Source organism: Pseudomonas oryzihabitans, assembly GCF_032027545.1.
GTDB lineage: Bacteria > Pseudomonadota > Gammaproteobacteria > Pseudomonadales > Pseudomonadaceae > Chryseomonas > Chryseomonas oryzihabitans_F.
On record NZ_JAVSJB010000005.1, the window covers coordinates 226,478 to 242,591 of the forward strand.

Here is a 16,114-nt window from a genome sequence, read left to right on the forward strand (position 1 = left end):
TCATGAACCTGAACGACAACCCCAGCCTGGACGATCTCAAGCAACTCTTCGCCCGGCTCAAGGACAAGAACCACACCCATATCCTCTGGGTCTGCGAGAGCGGCGCGGTGCATATCGACCGCCTGCCTGGCGGCGAGACGCCCGAGCAGTTCGAGGAGCGCCACCCCAGCCTGCGCATCCGCTTCAAGACCTACAACAAGGGCGGCGGCTACGTCGGCAAGTCAGCGGCGGCGGACGATAACTTCATCAGGAGCGTCCACGCCGCCCTGCAGGAACACTGGCGCCTGGCCGGTCGGCAGCAACAGCCGGCCTATGTGGATCGCTACTGCTAGCCATGAAAAAGGGCGCGCCGGGTAGTTGACCACCCGACGCGCCTGCCCCACCTATGAGGTGACTCGCCTGATCCTGCATGGCCCTGCAGGGCCATGCGAGTCACCTCTTCTCTTTATAGGACGAACAGATCGACGAAGCGATGCACCGGGGTGGCTTCCAGTCCCGCCTGGTCCTTGCACAGCTCGAAGATCTGGGCGCAGCGACCGGCCGGGAAGCGCGTCGCCAGGTTGCTCTGGAATTTGCGCTCCAGCAGCGGAATACCCTCCTCGCGGCGCCGGCGATGGCCGATGGGATATTCCACGGCGATCTTCTCGGTGCTGCTGCCGTCGGTGAAGAACACCTGCAGGGCGTTGGCGATGGACCTCTTGTCGGCTTCCAGGTACTCGCGGCTGTAGCGCTCGTCCTCGACGATCTCCATCTTCTCGCGCAGCTGGTCGATGCGCGGATGGGCCTGGTGGAAGGCATCCTCGTAATGCTCGGCGACCAGGTCGCCGAACAGCAGCGGCACGGCGATCATGTATTGCAGGCAGTGATCGCGGTCGGCCGCGTTGGCCAGGGGACCCTGCTTGGAGATGATACGGATGGCCGATTCGTGGGTGGTCACCACGATCTTCTCGATCTCATCCACCCGGTCACGCACCTGGGGATGCAGGATCACCGCGGCCTCGGCAGCGGTCTGGGCATGGAATTCCGCCGGGAAGCTGATCTTGAACAGCACGTGTTCCATCACGTAGCTGCCGAAGCCCTGCGGAAAGCGGAACTGGCGCTGGTCGGCGGGCTTGGTGGCGAGGTCCTTGTTGGTGTGGCTGAAGAGCACGTCGTAGAAGCCCCACTGGGGTGCGCTGAGCACGCCGGGGATGCCCATCTCGCCGCGCAGGGCGATATCGGCCAGGCGCACGCCGCGACTGGAGGCGTCACCGGCGGCCCAGGACTTGCGGCTGCCGGCATTGGGCGCATGGCGATAGGTGCGCAACGCCTGGCCATCGACGAAGGCGTGGGACAGCGCCGCCAGCAGTTGCTCGCGGTTGGCGCCCATCAGCTTGGCGCTGACCGCGGTGGAGGCCAGCTTGACCAGGAAGACGTGGTCGAGACCGACGCGGTTGAAGGAGTTCTCCAGGGCGAAGACGCCCTGGATCTCGTGGGCCATGACCATGGCTTCCAGCACCTGGCGCATGGTCAGAGGCGCTTCACCCTGGGCCACGCGACGCTGGGAGAGATGGTCGGCCACCGCCAGGATGGCACCGAGGTTGTCGGAAGGATGGCCCCACTCGGCGGCCAGCCAGGTGTCGTTGTAGTCCAGCCAGCGAATGATGCAGCCGATGTCCCAGGCCGCCTTGACCGGGTCCAGGCGATAGCTGGTGCCCGGCACCCGCGCACCCTGGGGCACCACGGTGCCCTCCACCTGGGGGCCGAGCAGCTTGGTGCACTCGGGGAAGCGCAGGGACAGCAGGCCGCAGCCGAGGGTGTCCATCAGGCAGTTGCGGGCGGTGTCCAGGGCCTCGCGGGAGGTGACCTGGTAGGTCAGCACGTAATCGGCCAGGTCCTGGATGACGGGGTCGTAGTCGGGCCGGTTGTTTAGATCGACGTTGGCGCTCATGGGGTTTCCTTTATATCGCGGCCATGGGCCGCTCCTACGGACTGCCACGGGTGCTCCAGTAGGAGCGGCCCATGGCCGCGATCAACGATTAGCAATCGGTGTGAAGGGTCGCTGCTCGACACCGATGTAGTCCGCGCTGGGGCGGATGATGCGGTTGTCGGCGCGCTGCTCGAAGACGTGGGCGCACCAGCCGGCCGTGCGCGAGCAGACGAAGATCGGGGTGAACAGCGGCGTCGGGATACCGAGGAAGTGATAGGCCGAGGCATGGTAGAAGTCGGCGTTGGGGAATAGCCCCTTCTCTTCCTTCATGGTGCGGTCGATGGCTTCCGACACCGGGAACAGCACGCGGTCGCCCACCTCCGCCGCCAGTTGCCGGGCGTAGTCCTTGATCACCTCGTTGCGCGGATCGCTGTCGCGGTAGATGGCGTGGCCGAAGCCCATCACCTTTTCCTTGCGCTCGAGCAGCTGCTTGAGGCCGGTGACCGCATCCTCGGGTGAGGCGAAGCGCTCGATCAGCGCCATGGCCGCCTCGTTGGCGCCGCCATGCAGCGGGCCGCGCAGGGAGCCGATGGCGCCGGTGACGCAGGAATAGAGGTCGGACAGCGTCGAGGCGCAGACCCGGGCGGTAAAGGTGGAGGCGTTGAATTCGTGCTCGGCATAGAGGATCAGCGAGACATTCATTACCCGCGCGTGCAATTCGCTGGGCGCCTGGCCGTGCAACAGGGTCAGGAAGTGACTGGCGATGTCCGGGGCGTCACTGCTGCAGTCGATGCGGGTGCCGCGCTGGCTGAAGTGATGCCAGTAGAGCAGGATCGCCGGAAAGGCGCCGAGCAGGCGGTCGGCCACCAGCTGCTGATCGGCGAAGCTGCGTTCCGGCTCCAGGGTGCCGAGCAGCGAGGCGCCGGTACGCATCACATCCATGGGGTGGGCACTGGCAGGAATGCGCTCCAGGCCTTCCTTGAGCGGCTGCGGCAGGTCGCGCAGGGCCGCCAGCCGCTGGCGATAGGCGTCCAGTTGCGCCTGCGTAGGCAGCTCGCCATAGAGCAACAGGTGGGCCACTTCCTCGAAGTCGGCCCCGGCGGCCAAGTCGCGGATGTCGTAGCCCCGATAGGTGAGGCCGGCGCCGGTCTTGCCGACGGTGCAAAGCGCGGTACGGCCGGCGACCTGGCCACGCAGGCCGGCGCCGCCGAGGGATTTGCTGTCTGCCATCGTCTCGCTCCTCTTGGATTTGTTAGGCGAAAAAGTGGGCGTTCAGGGTGGAGCGTCAGTGTTTCTGTTGTTGGAACAGGCGATCCAGCTGGTCCTCGTAGCGGTGGTAATCGATGCGGTCGTAGAGCTCGGCGCGGGTCTGCATGGTGTCGACCACCGCCTGCTGGGTGCCATCGCGGCGGATCGCCGTGTAGACGTTTTCGGCCGCGCGATTGGCCGCGCGGAAGGCCGACAGCGGGTAGAGCACCAGGCCGACGTCGGCGCCGGCCAGTTCTTCGGTGGTGAACAGCGGGGTGGCACCGAATTCGGTGATGTTGGCCAGGATCGGCACCCCCACCGCCTGGGCGAACTGGCGGTACATGGGCAACTCGGTCATGGCCTCGGGAAAGATCATGTCGGCACCGGCCTCGACGCAGGCGCAGGCGCGGTCGATGGCGGCCTGCAGGCCCTCCACGGCCAGGGCATCGGTACGCGCCATGATGACGAAGTCGGGATCGGTACGGGCATCCACCGCCGCCTTGATACGGTCGACCATCTCCTGCTGGCTGACGATCTCCTTGCCCGGCCGATGGCCGCAGCGCTTGGCGCCCACCTGATCCTCGATGTGCATGGCAGCGGCGCCGGCCTTGATCAGCGAGCGGGTGGTGCGGGCCACGTTGAAGGCCGAGGCGCCGAAGCCGGTGTCGACATCCACCAGCAGCGGCAGGTCGCAGACATCGGTGATGCGGCGGACATCGATCAGCACGTCTTCCAGGCCACTGATACCCAGGTCCGGCAGCCCCAGGGAACCGGCCGCGACGCCACCGCCGGACAGGTAGATGGCCTGGAAGCCGGCGCGCTTGGCCAGCAGCGCGTGATTGGCATTGAGGGTGCCGACCACCTGCAACGGGCGTTCGACGGCGACGGCGGCGCGGAATTTCTGGCCGGGACTGACGACAGGCATGGCTTTACCTCGGCAGGGCTTGGACTAGGGGATGGTGCTGCAGATTGCGCTTGGAAGCGGCGATGTGGCGGCGCATCAGCAGTTCGGCCAGCTCGCCGTCGCCCTCGGCCAGGGCATCGAGGATGCGGTGGTGCTCGGCGAAGGCCTGGCGCGGCCGGTTGGGGGTGGCGGAGACCTTGAGCCGGTACATGCGCACCAGGTGATAGAGCTCGCCGCAGAGCAGCCGTACCAGCATGCCGTTGCCGCTGGCCTGGATGATGCGGTAGTGGAAGTCGTGATCGCCTTCCTGCAGGTAGTAGCCGGTGCCGGCCTGGAACGCCGGATCGCGCTCGTGGGTGTCCAGCAGCTGGCGCAACTCGTCGATGCCCTGGGGCGTGAGGCGCTCGGCGGCCAGGCGGCAGGCCATGCCTTCGAGGGATTCGCGGATTTCGTAGAGTTCGACCAGCTCGGCCAGGCTCAGGGCGGCGACCCGGGCGCCGGCATGGGGCACCCGCACCACCAGGCGCTGACCCTCCAGCCGGTGGATGGCTTCGCGCAGCGGACCCCGGCTGATGCCGTAGGTCCGGGCCAGCTCCGGCTCGGAAATCTTGCTGCCCGGCGCCACGTCGCCACGGACGATGGCCTCGCGGATCCGGCGGAACACCTGCTCGGAGAGGGTCCCGCTGTCGGTCTCGGGCGCTGCGGTCTGGAGGGGGCTATCGATCATTGTCGACACCTTTTGTGTTTATGGGCTGAATAACTACCCCTGAACGCCTTATTAGTCAACACTTGTCGACAATCCACCTGTGACAGCCAGTATCTCGCCGTCGCCCTCGGCGGTTCGCTACACTAGCGCGCCGCCCACCCAGCCAACCTCGCCATGCCCTTCTGCCACCTTCATCCGCTGCCCTACCACGCCGATCCCACGGCGCGTTTCGCCCTGCTGCACGGCGAGACGGGCGCGGTGCTGCTGGACTCGGGGCGCCCGCTGGCCGAGCGCGGTCGCTACGACCTGATGGCAGCCTGGCCGCTGCAGGTGCTGCAGCCGGACGTGGGCGAGGACGGCCGCGCCTTCTTCGCCCGCGCCCGCGCGGCCCTAGCCAGCCTGGGCCGCGCGGAATTGCCGGAGCGGACAGAGCTACCCTTCGCCGGTGGCCTGCTGGGCTATCTGGGCTACGACTTCGGCCGGCGCCTGGAACGCCTGCCGGAAGGCGCGCGGGCCGACCTGCAACTGCCCGATGCCCGCCTGGGCCTCTATGCCTGGGCGCTGGTCAGCGATCACCAGGCACGCACCAGCCAGTTGGTCTGCCACCCCGCGCTGGACGAGGCGGAACGCCAACGGCTGATCGCGCTGTTCGAAGCGGAGCCACTGCCCAAGGCCGACGCCTTTAGCCTGACCGCGCCCTTCGCCGCAGACATCGACGAGCACACCTACCGCCAGCGCATCGAGGCCATCCAGGCCTATATCGCCGCGGGCGACTGCTATCAGGTCAACTTTGCCCAGCGCTTTCGCGCGCCCTTCCAGGGGTCGCCCTGGAGTGCCTACCGGGCCCTGCGCGCGGCCTGCCCGACGCCCTTCTCCGGCTACCTGGCGCTGGAGCGCGGCGCCCTGCTCAGCCATTCGCCGGAGCGCTTCCTGCGGGTGAGCCGCGGCCAGGTGGAGACCCGGCCGATCAAGGGCACCCGCCCGCGCCGCACCGATCCCGCCGCCGATGTCGCCGAAGCCAAAGCGCTGCTGGCCAGTTCCAAGGATCGCGCCGAGAACCTGATGATCGTCGACCTGCTGCGCAACGACCTGGGGCGCAGCTGCCGGATCGGCTCGGTGCGGGTGCCCGAACTCTTCGCCCTGGAAAGCTACCCCAACGTCCATCACCTGGTCAGCGCCGTCACCGGCGAACTGGCCGCGGGACTGGATGCCCTGGACCTCCTGGCCGGCAGCTTTCCCGGCGGCTCCATCACCGGCGCGCCGAAGATCCGCGCCATGCAGCTCATCGACGAGCTGGAAGAGACCCGCCGCGGCCCCTACTGCGGTTCCTTGCTCTACCTGGACGTGCGCGGCGAGAGCGACAGCTCCATCCTGATCCGCAGCCTGCTCGCCGAAGACGGCATGCTCAGTTGCTGGGGCGGCGGCGGCATCGTCATGGATTCCCACTGGGCCGACGAATACGCCGAGTCCCTGGCCAAGGTGCGGGTGCTGCTGGAAACGCTGGAAGCCCACAGCTGATCCGGCTTTGCTACCATGGGGTCATCCTCTCGCCGGCTGGAGCCCGCCATGTCCCTCGATCTCGCCCGCATCAACGCCGACCTCGGCCGCGACCCCGAAAAACTCGTCGCCTGGGCCCTGGGGCTGGGTAAAAGCGCCATCGTCACCACCAACTTCCGCCCCTTCGAGGCGGTGATCCTGCACCTGGTCAGCCAGGTCAAGCCGGACATCCCGGTGGTCTGGATGGACAGTGGCTACAACACTCCCGCGACCTATCGCTGCGCCGACGAGATCGTACGCAAGCTCAAGCTCAACCTGGTGACCTACCTGCCCAAGCGCTCGCGCGCCCACCGCGAGGCCATCGACGGTCCGGTGCCGGGGCTGGACGATCCGCGCCACGCCGCCTTCACCGAAGAGGTCAAGCTGGAGCCCTTCGCCCGCGCCCTGCGCGAGACCGCACCCGAGGTCTGGTTCACCGCCCTGCGCGCCACCGACACCGCCGTGCGCGCCCAGATGGACCCGGTCAGCGTCAACCCGGACGGCCTGATCAAGGTGGCGCCGCTGCTGCACTGGACCTCCAAGGACCTCTATCAGTACCTGACCGCCCACGACCTGCCCAACGAATTCGACTACTTCGACCCCACCAAGGGTGACGAGAATCGCGAGTGCGGCCTGCACCTCGCCCACTGAGTCGATCCCTCGCGCGCCCAGCTCCGGGCGCGCGCGCTGCCTGATACCCTGCCCATGACCACTTCCCGCCCGCTCCACGCCCGCAAGGGTGTCTTCGCCGTGGTGCTCGGCAACGCCGTCGAATTCTTCGACTTCGGCGTCTACGCCACCTTCGCCGTGCTCATCGGCCAGGTGTTCTTTCCCTCGGAGAACGCCTTCGCCAGCCTGATGGCCAGCGTCATCACCTTCGGCGTCGGTTTCGTCGTCCGGCCCCTGGGCGCCATCCTCATCGGCGCCTGGGCCGACCGTGTCGGGCGCAAGCCGGCGATGCTGCTGACCATGGTGCTGATGGCCCTGGGCACCGGCGGCATCGCCGTGCTGCCGGGGTACGAGCAGATCGGCATCGCCGCGCCCATCCTGCTGGTGCTGACGCGGCTGCTGCAGGGTCTGGCCTGGGGCGGCGAAGCGGGGCCGGCGACCACCTACATCCTCGAAGTCGCGCCCCTGCACAAGCGCGGCACCTATGCCTGCTGGCAGGTGGTGGCCCAGGGGCTCGCCGCGGTGGCCGCCGGGCTGATCGGCTACGGCCTGACCCTCTGGCTGACGCCCGAGCAACTGCTGGCCTGGGGCTGGCGCCTGCCCTTCCTGCTGGGCCTGGCGATCCTGCCCATCGGCCTCTATATCCGGCGTGGCCTGGTGGATACCCACGTCGGCGAAACCCGGGGTACCGGAGCGGTGCTGGGCGAGGTGCTGGCCACCCAGCGGCGCCCACTGCTGCTGGGGCTGCTGATCCTCTCCGGCAGCACCATCACCCAGTATTTCCTCAACTACATGACCACCTTCGCCTTGGTGGAGCTGAAGCTGCCCGCCGGGATCGCCATGCTCGCCACCCTGGTGATGGGCGCGGCCATGGCGGTCTGCTCGATCCTGGGCGGTGTGCTCAGCGATCGCTACGGTCGACGCATCGTGCTCATCCTGCCGCGATTGCTGCTGCTGGTGCTGCTCTATCCGGCGCTGGAACTCATCACCAAGGCGCCTGGCACGGGCACCTTCCTGCTGACCCTGGCGGTGATGTCCGGCTTGCACGGCATGAGCGGCGCCGCGCTGATCGTGCTGCTGGTGGAAAGCTTTCCCCAGCGCGTCCGGGCCACCGGTTTCTCGCTGGTCTATGCCGTGGGGGTAGCGGTTTTCGGCGGTACCGCCCAGATCGTGGTGACCTGGCTGCTCGGTGCCACCGGGGATCGCATGGCACCGGCCGCCTATCTGCTGGTGGCCAACCTGGTCTGTCTCGGCGCCGCCTGGTTCGCCGCCGAGACCTGTCCGGGTCGTCAGCCGGCGGAACGTTCCGCCGTGTAAACCTCGTCACGGCGGCTCTGGCGTTCGAGCCGTGTGTAGACGATGCCAGTGAGCAGCAGGCCAAACAGCAGGACCGCTGCCAATAGATAGAGGCCCGACGCCAGGGTACCGGTGGCCGCCTTGAGCGCACCGATGCCATAGGGGCCGAGATAACCGCCGAGATTGCCCACCGAGTTGATCAGGGCGATGCCGGCGGCAGCGCTGGCCCCGGCGAAGAAGCGTCCGGGCAGGGTCCAGAACAGCGCGGTGAGGGAAAACAGACAGAAGGCCACCACCGACAGCGCCGCCAGCTGCAGCACCGCAGTGCCGAACCAGGCACTGCCGGCCATGGCCAGGGCGCCTACGGCATAGAGCACCGCCAGGTGCCCATAGCGATCGCCCAGGCGATCCGAACTGCGCGGCACGATGAGCAGGCCGAGGATGCCGAAGGCATAGGGGATCGCCGAGATGAAGCCGGTGGTGAGATCGCTGCCGCCGAACTGGTGGATCAGCGTCGGCAGCCACAGGCCCAGCCCATAGATGCTCAGGGTCACCGGCAGGTAGTAGAGCGCCAGCAACAGGACGCGGCGATCCTTGAGCGCATGCAGCGGATTGCCGTGGCGGGTCTGGTCGAACAGGTGCAGGTCCTTCTCCAGCTCCGTGGCCAGCCAGCGCTTCTCGTCGGCGTCCAGCCAGGCAACCTGCTGCGGGCCGTCCGGCAACCGGGTCAAGGTCGGCCAGGCCAAGAGCACCGCGGGCGCGCCGATGCAGAGGAACAGCCACTGCCAGCCGTGCAGGCCGAGCGCCCCGTCCAGTTGCAGCAGCATGCCCGACAGCGGCCCCGTCACCAGCATGGCGATGGGCTGGGAGAGGATGAACAGGCCCATGATCTTGCCGCGATGCCGGACCGGGAACCACTGGGTGAGGTAGTAGAGCACCCCGGGAAAGAAGCCGGCTTCGGCCACGCCCAGCAGGAAGCGCATGACATAGAAGCTGGTGGGTCCCTGGACGAAGGCCATGCCCATGGTGATGGCACCCCAGGTCACCAGGATCCGGGCGAACCAGCGGCGCGCGCCGAACCGCTCCAGCAGCAGGTTGCTGGGTACCTCGAAGAGGAAGTAGCCGATGAAGAACAGGCCGGCACCGAGGCCGTAGGCGGCATCGCCGATGCCGACATCGGCGCCCATGTGCAGCTTGGCGAAGCCGACGGCAGAGCGGTCGATGTAGGCGACGAGATAGAGCAGTACGAGGAAGGGGATCAGCTTCGAGGTGATCCGACGGATGAGGACGGACTCAGGGCGCATGGCGGTCTCCGACTTGTTGTTTTTATGCGGACAAGAGCGATACCAGGAAAAGACTAACGTAATATCATTAAGGTATGGAATGGCCTTCTATCGCCAATTACTGCCAAATTTCGCAGCTTTGATACGACAAAAATAGAGTTACGAATTAGGAAATCATACATCTTTACATCCGCTAATCCCCATTCCAGAGCCGTCCAGCCCTCCACGCCAACGGTTATCGCGCTGATGGTGTTATAGTGATGGCACGATGATTCGGATGCCTTTCGATGAATTACCAGACCCCGTTGCCGCGTAAAAGCCGACACGCCCGCATCGTCAATGAGCTGGGAACCCAGATCGTCTCGGGCCGCTTCCAGCCCGAGCAGCGTCTGCCCCCCGAGGCTCAACTGTGCGCCGATTACGACGTCAGCCGCCCCGTCTTGCGGGAGGCCACTCGAGTGCTGGTTGCCAAGGGATTGGTGAGATCCAAACCCAAGGTCGGCACCGTCGTGAAGCCTCGCCACGAGTGGCACCTGCTCGACCCGGACGTCCTGCATTGGCTGTTGCAGAGCGATTCGCGGCACAGCTTCTATGAAACCCTGATCAAGGTACGCAACATCGTCGAGCCGGAAGTCGCGGCCATGGCCGCTGCCAATGCCCGGCCGGAAGACATCGCGACCATCGAAGAGGCCTACGCCCGGATGGAGCTCGCGGAAGACCTGGTCGGCATGGCCGAACCGGACATGGACTTCCACATGGCCATCGCCAACGCGACGCACAACGAGCTGCTGATCCACCTCTATTGCGTCCTGCTACTGCCGGTGCGCGACTACCTCGAGAATTCTGCGACGATGTTCGACAAGGACGCCCTGAGTCTGCTGGTTCCTCGGCACAAGGCGATCCTCACGGCCATCCAGCACCGCGATCCGCTCTGCGCCCGCCATGCCGCCATCGCCCAGCTGGCTGGGGTGGACAACCTGGTCACCGAGGTCATGCGGTCGGAGCCCTTGTCCAAGGACGATGTTTCGTATGATCATTGAGGAAAGAATCCTCTAGCGGTACGACCTCATGTCCAGCAGCTACCATGCCTCTACCGTCGAACAGCTCGGCCAGCGTCTCGCGGCCGGGCAGTTTCCTCCGGGTAGCGCGCTCAAGGTAGAGGCGGATCTTTGCCAGGAACTCGGCGTGAGCCGTACCATCCTGCGCGAAGCCATCAAGACCCTGGCGGCCAAGGGCATGCTGGAAGTCGGCCCCAAGGTCGGCACCCGCGTGCTGCCGCTGAGTCGCTGGAATCTGTTCGACACCCAGGTGGTGGCCTGGCTGGCCACGGGCGGCCTGCCCGCCCATTTCGTCAAGGACCTGCTGGACCTGCGCCACGCCATCGAACCGGCCGCCGTGCGCTGGGCCTGCGAAAGAGCCACGCCCGAGCAGGTCCAGGCGATCCAGGTCGCCTACCAGCACCTGGAGGCCTCCCTCGACGGCGGCGACTACAACACCGCCGACCAACGCTTCCACGAATGCGTCCTGGCCGCCAGCCACAACCAGTTCATCGAGCAGATGGTGCCCGCACTCGGCGCCCTGCTGGCCGCCTCCTTCACCCTGTCGTCCGCCGATCCTGCCGAATTGCGGCGCACCCTCCCCCTGCACAAGGACCTGGCCAACGGCATCGCCTCCCGCGATTCTGCCCGCGCCGTCTGGGCCTGCATGATGCTGATCGACAGCGCGGCCGTGACCCTGGCGCGTTACACCGACTGACCTTCCGCGCGACGCAACCTCCCCGTTCATCCAGGTTCCTATGCCTGGATTTCCCGCCCTGCCACAACAAGAGAGGTGAACGATGGACTGGCAGCCGCTGCTTCCCCAACGCTACAAATTGGCCGAGGGTCCCTTTTGGGATCAGCAGAGCAAGGCGCTCTATTGGGTGGACATCGCCCGCTTCAAGGCCTGCCGTCTGCACGGCGAGCGTTATCAGGAATGGCAACTGGATCGCCCCTGCTCGGCCTTCGTGCCGACGGTACGCGGCGATGCCCTGGTGACCTTACCGGACGGCGTCTTTCGCCTGGATCTCGATTCCCCGCCAGAGCGTCCCGCCCTGGAACTCTTCTGCGTCGCCGATCCCGATCCGGGCAATCGCGGCAACGAGGCCCGCTGTGACGCCCAGGGGCGTCTGTGGCTGGGCACCATGCAGAACAACCTCGATGCCCAGGGCGGCGACGTGGCCATCGACCGGCACTCGGGTGGTCTGTTTCGCATCGATCCCGATGGCAGCGTCACCCGTCACGCGAGTGGCCTGGGGATTGCCAATACCCTGGTGTGGAGCGCAGCGGAAAACCATGTCATCAGCGCCGACACCCTGAAGGACACCCTCTACCGCTACCCACTGGATACCGCCGGCAACCTCGGTGAACCCAGCGTCTGGGCCGGCCCCCACGAACGCGGCTCGCCGGACGGCTCGGCCATCGACAGCGAAGGCTGTGTGTGGAACGCGCGCTGGGACGGCAACTGCCTGCTGCGCTTCTCGCCGGACGGCGACCTGCTGGAGATCATCGAACTGCCGGTGCAGCGTCCCACCAGTTGCGTCTTCGGTGGACCGGACCTGCGCACCCTGTTCGTCACAAGTGCCGCCGCCGATGGCGCCCTCGACGGCGCCGTGCTAATGGCCACCGCGCCGGTTTCCGGCATGCCCTGCCACCGCTTCGCCGGCTGATTCATCGTACCGAGCCAGGCGCGGCCAAGCGCCGCTCCTGGCTCCGATCCATTGTAACCAAGCGGTGACAGAGGTGACGAAAAACTTAGTCACCTTTTCCTTGCGTCCGCCCCCATCCAATCATAATATCAATGAACAGCGGCGTCGTCTGACCTCCACCACGACGGCCCGCCGCCTCGCATTGCCTGGCCACACCAATAAAAACAAGGAGTTCCAGCTATGTTCCGCGTCCCGGGAGTTCGTTCCCTGCTGCGTGCCGCCCTCGCCGCCGGTGCCGTCAGCCTGTCTCTTTCCGCCTTCGCCGCCGATCCGGTCAAGATCGGTTTCCTGGTCAAGCAACCCGAGGAGCCCTGGTTCCAGACCGAGTGGGCCTTCGCCGAGAAAGCCGCCAAGGACAAGGGCTTCACGCTGCTCAAGATCGCCGTGCCGGATGGCGAGAAGACCCTCGCCGCCATCGACAGCCTGGCCGCCAACGGCGCCAAGGGCTTCGTGATCTGCCCGCCCGACGTCTCCCTCGGCCCGGCCATCGTGGCCAAGGCCAAGCTCAACGACCTCAAGGTCATGGCCGTGGACGACCGCTTCGTCGACGCCAAGGGCAAGTTCATGGAAGACGTGCCCTACCTGGGCATGGCCGCCTTCGAGGTCGGCCAGCAGCAGGGCGCCGCCATGGCCGCCGAAGCCGAGAAGCGTGGCTGGAAGTGGGATGACACCTACGCGGTGATCAACACCTACAACGAGCTGGATACCGGCAAGATGCGCACCGACGGTTCGGTGGAAGCCCTGAAGAAGGCCGGCCTACCCGCCGACCACATCATCTTCGCGCCGCAGAAGACCCTGGACGTGCCCGGCAGCATGGACTCCACTACCTCCGCCCTGGTCAAGCTGCCGTCGGGCGCCAAGCACCTGATCATCGGCGGCATGAACGACAACACCGTGCTGGGCGGCGTCCGCGCCACCGAAAGCGCCGGCTTCAAGGCCGAGCAGGTGATCGGCATCGGCATCAACGGCACCGATGCCATCGGCGAACTGAAGAAACCCAACAGTGGCTTCTTCGGCTCCATGCTGCCCAGCCCCCACGAAGAGGGCTACCAGACCGCCAGCATGATGTACGAGTGGGTGACTACCGGTAAGGAACCGCCCAAGTACACCGCGATGAACAAGGTCACCCTCATCACCCGCGCCAATTTCCAGCAAGAGCTGGAAAAGATCGGCCTCTGGAAGTGATGACCCCGGCGGCGCCCGTGCTGGCGCCGCCACCCTCTTCTTTCTGACAGGAGTGGCCTCCTCATGGCAGCCCTGGAACAAACCACCGCCCAGAGCGCCGACAGCCTCGGTTTCGTCGGCATCGGCAAGACCTTTCCCGGCGTCAAGGCGCTCGCCGACATCTCCTTCAAGGTTCGTCCCGGCTCGGTGCACGCCCTCATGGGCGAGAACGGCGCCGGCAAGTCGACCCTGTTGAAGATCCTCAGCGGCTACCACGCCCCCACCACCGGCCACCTCAACATCGACGGCCAGGAACTGGTGTTCAAGAGCACCGCCGAAGCCATCCGTGCCGGCGTCGCCGTGATCCAACAGGAACTGCAGCTGGTGCCGGAGATGACCGTCGCCGAAAACCTCTTTCTCGGGCACCTGCCGGCGCGCTACGGCATCGTCAATCGCGGCCACCTGCGCCGCCAGGCCCTGGAGCTGCTCAAGGGCCTGGCCGAAGAGATCGACCCCAACACCAAGGTCGGGCGCCTGTCGCTCGGTCAGCGCCAGCTGGTCGAGATCGCCAAGGCGCTCTCCCGCGGCGCCCGCGTCATCGCCTTCGACGAGCCCACCAGCTCGCTGTCCGCCCGCGAGACGGACCGGCTGATGACCATCATCGCCCGGCTGCGCGACGAAGGCCGGGTGGTGCTCTATGTCTCCCACCGCATGGAAGAGGTCTTCCGCATCTGCGACGCGGTGACGGTGTTCAAGGATGGCCGCCACGTGCGCACCATCGAGCGCCTGGCCGACATCACCCCCGACCAGCTGATCACCCTGATGGTCGGCCGCGATCTCGCCGACATCTACGACTACCGCCCGCGCGCGGTCGGTGGTGGCTGCCTCAAGGTCGAAGGCCTGCTCGGCCAGGGCCTGCACCAACCGGTGAGCTTCGAGGTCTGCCAGGGCGAGATCCTCGGCCTGTTCGGCCTGGTCGGCGCCGGTCGCACCGAACTCTTGCGCCTGCTGGCCGGCCTGGAAAAGCACAAGGCCGGCAACCTCAGCCTCAAGGGCGCCCCGGTCAGCCTCAGGTCGCCGCGTGACGCCATCGCCGCCGGCATCCTGCTCTGCCCGGAAGATCGCAAGAAGGAAGGCATCGTGCCCCTGGCCAGCGTGGCCGAGAACATCAACATCAGCGCTCGCGCCCATCACGCCAGCCTCGGCTGCCTGATCCAGGGTCGCTGGGAAAAGGCCAACGCTGAAAAGCAGATTCGCGCACTGAACGTGAAGACGCCCCACGCCGGGCAGAAGATCAAGAATCTTTCCGGCGGCAACCAGCAGAAGGCCATCCTCGGTCGCTGGCTGTCGATGCCCATGCAGGTGCTCCTGCTTGACGAACCCACCCGCGGCATCGACGTGGGCGCCAAGTCGGAGATCTACGCCATCATCCATGACCTCGCCGCCCGCGGCATCGCCGTGGTGGTGGTGTCCAGCGACCTGATGGAAGTCATGGGCGTGGCCGATCGCATCCTGGTGATGAGCGAAGGCGCCATCACCGGCGAGGTGGCCCGCGCCGAGTTCAACGACGAGCGCCTGCTGCAGCTCGCCCTGCCCCGTACCCGTGCCTGAACGGCCTGACAACAAGACAAGAACAGAGGTCCAGCCCATGTCCGCCCAACCCCACAGCCTGACCCCGCCGCGCCGCGGCTTCGACATGCGTCGCTTCCTCGACGACTGGGCCATGATGCTGGCCGCCGTCGTCATCTTCACCCTCTGCGCGCTGTTCGTGCAGAACTTCCTCTCGCCGCTGAACATGCGCGGGCTGGGGCTGGCGATCTCCACCGTCGGCATCGCCGCCTGCACCATGCTGTTCTGTCTGGCGTCCGGGCACTTCGACCTCTCGGTAGGGTCGGTCATCGCCTGCGCCGGCGTGGTCGCGGCGGTGGTGATGCGGGACTTCGACAGCGTCTTCCTCGGCGTCATGGCCGCCCTGGCCATGGGCCTGGTGGTAGGCCTGATCAACGGCCTGGTGATCGCCAAGCTGAAAATCAATGCCCTGATCACCACCCTGGCGACGATGCAGATCGTGCGCGGCCTGGGCTACATCTTCTCCGACGGCAAGGCAGTGGGCGTCTCCCAGGAGCAGTTCTTCGTGTTCGGCAATGGCCAGCTGTTCGGCCTGCCGGTGCCCATCGTCATCACCCTGCTGTGCATCCTGTTCTTCGGCTGGCTGCTCAACTACACCACCTTCGGCCGCAACACCATGGCCATCGGTGGCAACGAGGAAGCCGCGCTGCTGGCCGGCGTCCACGTCGATCGTACCAAGATCATCATCTTCGCCATGCACGGGGTGATCGGCGCCCTGGCCGGCGTGGTGCTGGCCTCGCGCATGACCTCCGGCCAGCCGATGATCGGCCAGGGCTTCGAACTCACGGTGATCTCCGCCTGCGTGCTGGGCGGGGTTTCCCTGGCCGGCGGCATCGGCATGATCCGCCACGTGATCGCCGGCGTGCTGATCCTGGCGATCATCGAGAACGCCATGAACCTGAAGAACATCGACACCTTCTACCAGTACGTCATCCGCGGAACCATCCTGCTGCTGGCGGTGGTCATCGACCGCTTCAAGCAGCGCTAATTCCAGCAACCGAGACAGCCCCCACGGCGCCAGGCG

15 protein-coding genes are annotated in these 16,114 nt (G+C 66.4%); 10 read left to right on the forward strand and 5 right to left on the reverse strand.

The window, feature by feature from the left end; translation table 11 throughout:
• The first annotated feature begins 2 nt into the window (after positions 1-2).
• The gene (locus RND78_RS10580) at positions 3-332 is read left to right on the forward strand and encodes a hypothetical protein (RefSeq protein WP_312728511.1); all 330 of its coding nucleotides are present in this window, start codon (positions 3-5) and stop codon (positions 330-332) included.
• 113 nt (positions 333-445) lie between these two features.
• Here RND78_RS10580 and prpD read toward each other — a convergent pair whose 3' ends face one another.
• The 4 genes from prpD to RND78_RS10600 all read right to left on the reverse strand — a co-directional run bounded on the left by prpD (position 446) and on the right by RND78_RS10600 (position 4,788).
• Positions 446-1,930 carry a 2-methylcitrate dehydratase gene (gene prpD, locus RND78_RS10585; RefSeq protein ID WP_312728514.1) on the reverse strand — a complete coding sequence of 495 codons (1,485 nt, stop codon included), beginning with the start codon at positions 1,928-1,930 and terminating at the stop codon, positions 446-448.
• An 81-nt stretch (positions 1,931-2,011) separates the two neighbouring features.
• Positions 2,012-3,139, reverse strand: a complete 1,128-nt coding sequence (prpC, locus tag RND78_RS10590) for a 2-methylcitrate synthase (protein WP_312728517.1) — start codon at positions 3,137-3,139, stop codon at positions 2,012-2,014.
• 55 nt (positions 3,140-3,194) lie between these two features.
• Complete coding sequence (gene prpB, locus RND78_RS10595; RefSeq protein ID WP_312728519.1) at positions 3,195-4,082, reverse strand: methylisocitrate lyase; 888 nt, start codon at positions 4,080-4,082, stop codon at positions 3,195-3,197.
• 4 nt (positions 4,083-4,086) lie between these two features.
• Complete coding sequence (locus RND78_RS10600; protein WP_312728522.1) at positions 4,087-4,788, reverse strand: GntR family transcriptional regulator; 702 nt, start codon at positions 4,786-4,788, stop codon at positions 4,087-4,089.
• Positions 4,789-4,941: 153 nt separating this feature from the next.
• On the opposite strand from RND78_RS10600, the gene pabB reads away from it, so the two are divergent.
• Genes pabB through RND78_RS10615 form a run of 3 tightly spaced genes read left to right on the forward strand, consistent with a single transcriptional unit; the run spans position 4,942 to position 8,289 of the window.
• A complete protein-coding gene (gene pabB, locus RND78_RS10605) occupies positions 4,942-6,285 on the forward strand; it encodes an aminodeoxychorismate synthase component I (protein WP_312728524.1) in 1,344 nt (447 codons plus the stop codon).
• A gap of 48 nt (positions 6,286-6,333) precedes the next feature.
• Positions 6,334-6,954 (forward strand): phosphoadenosine phosphosulfate reductase family protein, encoded by a 621-nt coding sequence (locus RND78_RS10610; protein WP_132831947.1) that lies wholly within the window; start codon positions 6,334-6,336, stop codon positions 6,952-6,954.
• Between the two features lie 54 nt (positions 6,955-7,008).
• On the forward strand, positions 7,009-8,289 hold the full coding sequence (locus RND78_RS10615) for an MFS transporter (RefSeq protein ID WP_312728528.1): 1,281 nt from the start codon (positions 7,009-7,011) through the stop codon (positions 8,287-8,289).
• On the opposite strand, the gene RND78_RS10620 is transcribed toward RND78_RS10615, so the two are convergent.
• The gene (locus RND78_RS10620) at positions 8,262-9,572 is read right to left on the reverse strand and encodes an MFS transporter (protein ID WP_312728530.1); all 1,311 of its coding nucleotides are present in this window, start codon (positions 9,570-9,572) and stop codon (positions 8,262-8,264) included. The genes RND78_RS10615 and RND78_RS10620 overlap by 28 nt on opposite strands.
• Before the next feature lie 266 nt (positions 9,573-9,838).
• On the opposite strand from RND78_RS10620, the gene RND78_RS10625 reads away from it, so the two are divergent.
• The 6 genes from RND78_RS10625 (at position 9,839) to araH (ending at position 16,078) form a co-directional block, all read left to right on the forward strand.
• A complete protein-coding gene (locus RND78_RS10625; protein ID WP_312728532.1) occupies positions 9,839-10,591 on the forward strand; it encodes a FadR/GntR family transcriptional regulator in 753 nt (250 codons plus the stop codon).
• A 28-nt stretch (positions 10,592-10,619) separates the two neighbouring features.
• Positions 10,620-11,306, forward strand: a complete 687-nt coding sequence (locus RND78_RS10630; protein WP_312728534.1) for a FadR/GntR family transcriptional regulator — start codon at positions 10,620-10,622, stop codon at positions 11,304-11,306.
• Between the two features lie 82 nt (positions 11,307-11,388).
• A complete protein-coding gene (locus tag RND78_RS10635) occupies positions 11,389-12,258 on the forward strand; it encodes an SMP-30/gluconolactonase/LRE family protein (RefSeq protein ID WP_312728536.1) in 870 nt (289 codons plus the stop codon).
• A gap of 219 nt (positions 12,259-12,477) precedes the next feature.
• Positions 12,478-13,482 carry a substrate-binding domain-containing protein gene (locus tag RND78_RS10640; RefSeq protein WP_312728538.1) on the forward strand — a complete coding sequence of 335 codons (1,005 nt, stop codon included), beginning with the start codon at positions 12,478-12,480 and terminating at the stop codon, positions 13,480-13,482.
• A 63-nt stretch (positions 13,483-13,545) separates the two neighbouring features.
• A complete protein-coding gene (gene araG / locus RND78_RS10645; RefSeq protein ID WP_312728541.1) occupies positions 13,546-15,072 on the forward strand; it encodes an L-arabinose ABC transporter ATP-binding protein AraG in 1,527 nt (508 codons plus the stop codon).
• 37 nt (positions 15,073-15,109) lie between these two features.
• Complete coding sequence (gene araH, locus RND78_RS10650; protein ID WP_312728544.1) at positions 15,110-16,078, forward strand: L-arabinose ABC transporter permease AraH; 969 nt, start codon at positions 15,110-15,112, stop codon at positions 16,076-16,078.
• Positions 16,079-16,114 lie beyond the last annotated feature (36 nt).